Origin of the sequence: Comamonas sp. B-9 (assembly GCF_000410635.1) — a bacterium.
Classification (GTDB): Bacteria; Pseudomonadota; Gammaproteobacteria; order Burkholderiales; family Burkholderiaceae_C; genus Comamonas.
On sequence record NZ_KE148537.1, the window covers coordinates 30,658 to 38,586 of the forward strand.

General features: G+C 64.4%; 4 protein-coding genes and 2 pseudogenes. 2 read left to right on the forward strand and 4 right to left on the reverse strand.

The genetic code is table 11. From position 1 onward, the window contains the following. The 3 genes and pseudogenes from H928_RS26715 to H928_RS26720 all read right to left on the reverse strand — a co-directional run. Positions 1 to 1,675 (reverse strand): annotated as a pseudogene (locus tag H928_RS26715) (TonB-dependent receptor domain-containing protein); the annotation flags it as partial. A gap of 395 nt (positions 1,676 to 2,070) precedes the next feature. Next, on the reverse strand, positions 2,071 to 4,140 hold the full coding sequence (locus tag H928_RS0107840; RefSeq protein ID WP_084635734.1) for a ligand-gated channel protein: 2,070 nt from the start codon (positions 4,138 to 4,140) through the stop codon (positions 2,071 to 2,073). A 342-nt stretch (positions 4,141 to 4,482) separates the two neighbouring features. Beyond that, the gene (locus H928_RS26720) at positions 4,483 to 5,808 is read right to left on the reverse strand and encodes a DUF445 domain-containing protein (RefSeq protein ID WP_021025983.1); all 1,326 of its coding nucleotides are present in this window, start codon (positions 5,806 to 5,808) and stop codon (positions 4,483 to 4,485) included. Between the two features lie 171 nt (positions 5,809 to 5,979). Between H928_RS26720 and H928_RS0107850 the strand changes: the two genes are divergently transcribed. Next, on the forward strand, positions 5,980 to 6,231 hold the full coding sequence (locus H928_RS0107850) for a DUF3297 family protein (RefSeq protein ID WP_021025984.1): 252 nt from the start codon (positions 5,980 to 5,982) through the stop codon (positions 6,229 to 6,231). Positions 6,232 to 6,384: 153 nt separating this feature from the next. Here H928_RS0107850 and hmpA read toward each other — a convergent pair whose 3' ends face one another. After that, positions 6,385 to 7,560 carry an NO-inducible flavohemoprotein gene (hmpA, locus tag H928_RS0107855; RefSeq protein ID WP_021025985.1) on the reverse strand — a complete coding sequence of 392 codons (1,176 nt, stop codon included), beginning with the start codon at positions 7,558 to 7,560 and terminating at the stop codon, positions 6,385 to 6,387. 141 nt (positions 7,561 to 7,701) lie between these two features. On the opposite strand from hmpA, the pseudogene H928_RS0107860 reads away from it, so the two are divergent. Continuing rightward, a pseudogene (locus H928_RS0107860) lies at positions 7,702 to 7,929 on the forward strand (nitric oxide reductase transcription regulator); the annotation flags it as partial.

Genomic DNA, 7,929 nt, shown 5'->3' on the forward strand with positions numbered 1-7,929 from the left:
GCGCCAGCGGCATGGTCAGCGTTGCCTCGATGCCGCGCGTCACCGCCTTGTCGATATTGATATTGGTCGTGGGCGTGTTGCCGGACGCATTCAAGGGGCCGCATTCGGGGCAGGCAATGCGGGTGATCTTGTCGCGGAAGTCGTTGTCAAACACCGTCAGGCCTGCCGACAGGCCGGCGCCATCGTTGTAGAGCACGCCCACTTCCTTGGACAGCGATTTTTCCGGCTTCAGATCCGGGTTGCCGTAGATATTGCCGCCCCGGCTGGCCTGGCCCCAGTCGCCCAGGGTCTGGCGCAGCGATGGCGCGCGGAAGCCGGTGGAGACACCGCCCTTGACGGTCCAGCGCGGGCTCAGGTTCCACACGCCATAGAGGCGCGGGCTCCATTGCGAGCCGCCCTTGCTGTCGTGGTCATAGCGCAGGCCGCCAGTCAGCGCAAAGTCCTCGCGCAGGCGCCATTCGTCTTCGGCAAACCAGGCGTACTGGGTGCGGTCGGCGGTGGTGCGGTTGCTGCCGGGCAAGGTGTTGGTGGTGGTGTCGGTCAGGTCCTGCTGGTTGTAGTACAGGCCGGTGCTGACGATGTGGGCGTCGCCCACCGGAATCACCCAGCTGCTGTTGGCCACCGTGTTCTTGATGGTCATCTCGCGCGAGATATTGCGCGTCTTCTCATGCTGCACATAGGTATCGGACGACGCCCAGCCCCAGCGGCCCTTGTGCTGCAGCGAGTAGTTCTCGCGCTCGAACTTGCGGTCGGACAGCTCGCCAGTCTCCAGCAAGGTCTTGCCGGGGGTGGAGATGAAGTGCTGCCTGGCCGATCCCAGCTCGGCAATGATGTCGTGGTCCTTGTTGGGCGTGAGCGCAATGCGGGCGTTGAGCGCCTTGGTGTCGCTGTCGTTGTAGCCCTGGTAGATGCGGTCTTCGCCGCGCTTGCTGTAGTTGCCGTAGAGGCTGATGCCCAGCAGCTCTTCCTTGATCGGGCCCGAGAGGTAGAAGTTGCTCTGGTAGGCATTGCCGGATGCGGAGCGCTCCTGCAAGGTCGCATCGGCACGCAGCGAGCCATGCCACTTTTTGGCCACCTTGCGCGTGATGATGTTGACCACGCCGCCCATCGCGTCCGAGCCGTAGAGCGAGGACATGGGCCCGCGCACCACCTCGATGCGTTCGATGGCCTCGAGCGGCGGCACCCAGCTTTGGTCGGTCCCCGTCGAGCCATTGGTCTGGGTCTCGCGCGTGCTCATGCGCTTGCCGTCCACCAGGATCAAGGTGTAGTTGGCACCCATGCCGCGCAGGCTGATGTCGTTGGAGTTGTTGTCCGACGGCGTCATGATGACGCCGGGCACATCGCGCAGCGCATCGTGCAGATTGCTGTACGCGCCCTGCTCGAGCTTCTCGCGCGGAATCACGGTGATCGAGGCCGGCGCCTGGGTCACTTCCTGCTCAAAGCCTGCGGCTGTCACCACCACGGTGCCCAGCGTTTTGTCGCTGGCAGCTTGCTCGGCAACATCGGTGGCATCGGCCGCCTGCGCGGCCGCTGCGCCATGGACCAGCATGCCGGCCACCACGCCCGCGATGGCGCGCAGTGCATGGCGCTGGGGCGCCGATGGCAGTGGGTGGAAATCAAGACGCAGAGGCCGTGCTGGCGCGCGACCCGCTGCCAACGGGGCAGAGGAGGACATGGGAAAAATCGGTAATCAGGTAGACAACAGCACGCCCCAGGCGCCAGCAGATGGAGACCACCCGCAGGCACTGGTGGCGGGCCAGCGATGCTTCGCTTGTTGTGCAGGTCTGCGGTCACGGCGCTTGTCAGGGCGCCGTCCCGGGAAGGCATGGCTGCGCTATCGCGCGATAGGCAGCAAGAGGGACGCGAGACGTTTATATGCGAATAGTTCTCATTATAGAGATTGATGAAGAATTGTTACGGTTTGCGAAGTTTCGCAACTGTAAAGTTATTTCGGGCGCAACCATGCCGCGCCGCCTGACTTCTGTGTGAAAGCCAGGGATGGCGCGGGTTTGCAAGCACTGGCGCCATCCTGCGGCACCAGCGCTTGGCTATGGTTTAAAAGCTACAAGCTTAGAAACCCACCGTCACCTTGGCCCAGTAACGGCGGCCGTCATAGACCGCGTCATAGGTGGCGCTATCGACCCGCTTGTCGAACAGGTTGTAGATGCCGGTGCTGAAACGCACATCCTTGCTGTAGGCATAGTTCAGGCCCAGGTCCATGAAGCTGAAGGACGGCGTGCCCTTGGCCATCGAGGTGCGGCTCAGGTAATCCGAGCTCTTGCCCCGGAAGTTGAGGCGGCTCCAGACGCCCAGCTTGTCCGTGCCCTGCCAATCCAGGGTGGCGTTGAGCATGTGCTTGGGCATCTTGTTGAGCGGCTGGCCGGCAAAGTTGCCGCTCTTTTGCTCCGAACGGGTGAAGGTGTAGTTGGCCGCCAGGCGCAGCGCCTCGCTGGCCTTCCAGGTCGCAGTCGCTTCCACGCCGCGCATGGTGGCCTTGTCGACATTGGTGCGGTCGCTGATGAACTTGTAGGGCGTGCCCAGCACCGTGCAGTTGCCGGTGACGATGGCGCGGCCGCCGCCCTCGGTGTCCTCACAGCTGCGCACCTCGGTGATCTTGTCCTTGAAATCGGTGTTGAACAAGGTCAGGCTGCCGGTGAAATCGCGGCGGTTGTCCCAGATCACGCCCAGCTCCTGGCTGGTGCTTTTCTCGGGCTTGAGGTTGGGGTTGCCTCGGATGATGGCCGGGTCGCCACCGCCGCCGGTGATCTGGCCCCAATCGGCCACCGCAGCGCGCAGGCTGGGCGATTTGAAGCCGGTCGAGATACCGCCCTTGACGCTCCACTCGGGCGTTGCATGCCAGACGCCATAGACGCGCGGCGTCCAATCGGTGCCGTAGTTCTGGTCATGGTTCATGCGCAGGCCGGTGGTCAGCGCAATCGCATCGGTCACCTTCCATTCGTTTTCGGCAAACAGCGCCCACTGGTAGCGCTTGAGCGTGTTGATCGGGTTGTCCACCTTCATCTGGTTGCCGTTGTCCATCAGCTTTTCATGCTTGTAGCTCAGGCCCAAGGTGGTCAGGTTGCGCTCGCCGATCGGCAGCACGATCTGGCTGTTGAACTCGGTGTTCTTGAGGTTCATCTGGCGGCCGGGGTTGTCGATCTCCTCGTGCTGCAGGTAGGTGGTCGAGGTGCCAAAGCCCCAGCGCCCGGTGTGCGAGAGGGCGATGTGGTTGCGCGCATAGTCCGAGTAGCTGGAGGCGCGGCTCGCGCTCTTGCCGGCCGTTGCATAGCGGTCCTGCAGGGTGCGGCCCACTTCGAGCGCCAGGTCGTGGTCCTTGTTGGGTGTGAGTGTGAGCTTGGCGGTGCCCGAGCTGCTGTCCTGCTCATTGAAGCCGCCAACAAACTTGTCTTCGAGGCGGCGCGATTTCTGGCCGTAGATCTGCAGGCCCAGCACCTCGCTCTTGATCGGGCCGGCCAGGTAGAAATTGCTCTGGTAGATATCGCCCGAGGCAGAGGATTCCTGCTGCGTGGTCTCGGCGCTCAAGGTACCCGTCCACTGCTTGGCCACCTTGCGCGTGATGATGTTGACCACACCGCCCATCGCGTCCGATCCGTAGAGCGAGGACATGGGGCCGCGCACCACCTCGATGCGCTCGATGGCGCTGAGCGGTGGCAGCCAGCCTTGCTCGATGCCGGCGCCATCGCTGTTGGGGCGGGTCTCGCGCGAGTTCTGCGGCTTGCCATCCACCAGGATCATCGTGTAGTTCGAGGCCATGCCCCGGATGCTGATGTCGCTGGAGCTGCCGCCACCGGTGATCACCACGCCGGGCACATCGCGCAGCGCATCGGTCACATCGCGGTAGGCCTTTTTCTCCAGCTCCTGGCGCGGAATCACCGTGATCGAGGCCGGTGCATCTTCCACCGCCTGTTCAAAGCCCGAGGCCGTCACCACCACGGTCGACAAGGTCTTGTCGGCCTCCGCCTCGGTCTGCGCCAGCGCAGGGCCCGCAGCCAGCAGGGCAGCGGCCACCAGCGCCGTGGCGCGCCATGCATGGGGCACGGCACTGCGCGGCGATGGGCTGGCGTGCAACAGCAAGGAAGGGCGGGCAGCAAGGGCTGCACAGAGGGGGCGGGCGGTCATGGAAAAGCTCCGGTTCAGATCAAGGTATGGCATGCGGCAGCGCCACCTGCTCGCTCGTGACGGGCAGGCAAAAGCGCAGGCGCGGGGCCAGCGGTTATTCGCGGGGGTTGGCGCTGTCAGTCGCGGCGCGGCAGGGGCAGAACGGGCTGAGCCTGGGCCGCCCTGGCGTGCATGCCGGGCTGTGCGGCATGGAGATGGCTGGCGCCACCTGGCTGGGCAACGAAGAACGTGGATTGACGCTTAGCAAATGCGAATGCTTCTTATTATATAGAACGATAAAGAAGTGTTGACTAATGTGAAGCCGGCGTGAAGCATAGATGCCGCCCACTGTTGCGGTTTTGCCTACACGGAACCCGCGCCCAGGTGGTTCACGAGCCAGCCCAGCCAGAACAGCGCAAAGCCGATCAGCCCGCCCACCAAGGTGCCATTGATGCGGATGTACTGCAGGTCGCGGCCAATGTTCCACTCGATCAGCTCGCCCAGCTCGCGCGCATCCCAGCGTTTGACGGTATCGGCAATATGGGTGCCGAAGAACTGCGAAATCTCGGGCGCCAGCTCCCGCACCCACAGCTCCATGCGCGTATTGAGCGCGGTGCGCAGCGCCGCGTCGCCCGCCAGCGACTTGCCCAGCCACAGTCCCATGCCGCGCACATTGCGCGCCATCGCCGAATGCTCGTTGGCCAGGTCGGCCTGCAGGCTGGCGCGCAGGCTTTGCCACAGCTCCTGCACATACTGGCCGACAGCGGGGTCATGCTGCAGGTAGCGGCGCACTTCTTCGCCCTTGGCATGCCAGGCAGGATCCTGGGCCAGGCGCTCCACCCATTCCTGCATGGTCTGGTCAAACTTGGCGCGCAGCACATGGCTGGGGTTGTCGGCAATCGCGTCGAGCAGGTGCTCCAGGCTGCTGGCAATCATCGCCGAGCCCTTGTCACTGAGCCAGCCGGTGGGCAGCATCTTTTCCTTGAGTGGGTGCTCGGTCTTGAGCCAATGCGCAATGGTCTGCGCGATCAGGGCGCGGGTCTCGGCCTCGTGCAGCAGCTCGACGAGCTTGTCCAGCGCCTGCGCCAGCAGCACCTGGTGGCGGCCGTTGTGCGTCAGCACCGCCAGCACCTTGGACAGCGACTGCGACAGATCGATCTGGCCGAGCAAGGTGCGCAGCGCCAGCTTGATAAAGCGCTCGACCTGCGCATCCTGCACGGTGGCCAGCGCAGCGGCGGCCAGGCGCGCCACCTGGTGGCCCAGCAGCTCGGCATTGGCCGGCGACTTGAGCCACTGCGCCAGTTTGTCGGCCGGCTGGTGCGTGCGCACCAGTTGCACCAGCGAGTCGCCATCGAGAAAGCGCTCGCGCACAAAGACGGCCAGGTTCTCGCCAATGCGGTCCTTGTTGCGCGGAATGATGGCCGTGTGCCGCGAGATCCACGGTATCGGGATGTGCTTGAAGAGCGCGGCCACCGCAAACCAGTCGGCCAGCGCGCCAACCATGCCCGCTTCGGTCATCGCGCGCAGGCAGCGCAGCGCCAGCTGCCAGTGGCGTGACTGCGCAAAGGGCTGGCCCAGGCACCAGCTGGCCACGATGAACAGCAAGGCCACCAGCAGCAGCAGCAGCAAGGGGGTGAGCTTGGCGCGGCGCAGCAAACGCTGCTGCTCGTCGGTCAGTAGCAAAGGCATGGCGACCACTGTAGCGGCAAGCAGCGGGGCTTGCCAAGTCAGCCAACTGCGCGGTTTGCCTGCCTCTTGCCTGCCATCTCCCCTCGTTTCCCTCCACCATGCGAGGTGCCGCCAAAGTGTGGACAATGGCGGCCTGTGCGGCCCAGGGCCGCGTTCTCTTCTGCACCAACCATGACCAATACCACTGCCCGCCCCGAACTGCCCGACCACCTGTCCATCGACCCCAAGAGCCCGCACTTTGTGCGCGAAGTCTTCAACCATGACATCGGCATCCGCTTCAACGGCACCGAGCGCGTGGACGTCGAGGAATACTGCGTGAGCGAAGGCTGGGTCAAGGTGCCCGCCGGCAAGACCGTGGACCGCAAGGGCAAGCCCCTGCTGATCAAGCTCAAGGGCAAGGTCGAGGCCTATTACAAGGACTGAGTCCTGGCCTGATCGCCCCCCGCTGGGCTGCATAGAATGCGGCCCGGTAAAACGAAAACCCGACCCAGGCTGGCCTTTCAAGGCGAGCATGGCTCGGGTTTTTGTATGTGGCGCGGTCGATGCCGCGCGCCTCAGCGCTTCAGAAGCTTGCGATCAGGCCAGCGCCTCGGCCGGGCCAAAGAACTCATAGCGCACCTGGGCATCGGGCACGCCGAGCTTGCGCAGCGAGGCCTTGACCGAGCGCATAAAGGGCTTGGGGCCGAGAAAGTAGACATCGGCATCGCGCGAGGCCGGCAGCCACTGGCCCAGCAGGTCCTCGGTCAGATGGCCCTGGGCAGCCACCGCCTCGCCCTCGGCCACCTTGTCGTACACATAGAGCGGCTGCAGCTGGCGGTGCGCCTGGGCCAGCGCATCGATCTGAGGGCGGAAGGCGTGCACGGCACTGCCACGCGCGCAGTGGATAAAGGTGATGGGGCGCTCGGTCTGCAGCGCGGCTTCGAGCATCGGCAACGTGGGGGTGATGCCCACGCCGCCGCTGATCAGCACCAGGGGGCGCTCGCTCGCCTGCAAGGTGAAATGGCCAGCCGGTGCAAACAGCTCCAAGGTGTCGCCCACTTGCAGGTCATGCAGGTAGTTGGAGACCTTGCCACCGGGCTCGCGCTTGACGCTGATGCGGTAGCTGCGGCCATTGCTCGGGGCCGACAGCGAGTAGTTGCGGCGCTGCTCGGTGCCACCCACGATGGCGCGCAGGCCGATGTACTGGCCCGGCTGGTGGGCGATTACCGCCTTGCCGTCGACCGGCTCCAGGTAGAAGGAGCTGATCTCGGCGCTCTCGGCCACCTTTTGCACCAGCTTGAAAGTGCGCGCACCGCGCCAGCCGCCTTCGGCCTGGGCAATGTCGTCATAGGCCTTGGCCTCGGCGGCGATCAGGATGTCGGCCAGCTGGGTGTAGGCAGCGGCCCAGGCATCGATCACCGCATCGGTGGCGATCTCGGCGCCCAGCACCTCGCGGATCGCACGCAGCAGGCAGCTGCCAACGATCTGGTACTGGTCCGGCTGCACCTGCAGCGCCACATGCTTGTTGATGATCTGCGCGGGCAGGTCGCCCAGGTTCTCCAGCTTGTCGATGTGCTTGGCATACATCAGCACGCTATGGGCCAGCGCACGGGGCTGGGCACCGCTTTGCTGGTGGGCCTGGTTGAAGAGCGGGCGCACCTCGGGGTACTCGCTCAGCATCATCTGGTAGAAGTGCGTGGTCAGCGCCTCTCCGCCGGTCTCCAGCAGCGGGACGGTGGCCTGGATGATCTGTTTTTGGCTATCGCTCAGCATCTAACTCTCCTTGCATGTGGTTGGTCTTGACAATGCATGCAGCGTGCCAACACCGGGTTTGTGGAATATCAATATATTGCACAATGCATGCAGTCATACTGACATCATCTAAATGCTGTGTTTTTGACACCTAGAGTCGTTTTGACATCCTCCAAAATCCTCAACGCCGTGATTCCGCTGGTGGCCGATCTGGCCCAGGAGCTGCCCGAGCGCGAGCGCCTGCGCCGCCTGCTTGCGGCCCTGCGCACCCTGCTGCCCGCCGATGCAGTGGCGCTGCTGCGCCTCAACGGCGAATGGCTCGAGCCCGTGGCCATCGATGGCCTGGTGCCCGATACCCTGGGCCGGCGCTTCAAGGTGGCCGAGCACCCG

Excerpts from the sequence above, each read along its gene's own strand:
- H928_RS26720 (WP_021025983.1), bottom strand. The coding sequence starts at position 5,808 with ATGCCTTTGCTACTGACCGACGAGCAGCAGCGTTTGCTGCGCCGCGCC.
- H928_RS0107840 (WP_084635734.1), bottom strand. The coding sequence starts at position 4,140 with ATGACCGCCCGCCCCCTCTGTGCAGCCCTTGCTGCCCGCCCTTCCTTG.
- hmpA (WP_021025985.1), bottom strand. The coding sequence starts at position 7,560 with ATGCTGAGCGATAGCCAAAAACAGATCATCCAGGCCACCGTCCCGCTG.
- H928_RS0107850 (WP_021025984.1), top strand. The coding sequence starts at position 5,980 with ATGACCAATACCACTGCCCGCCCCGAACTGCCCGACCACCTGTCCATC.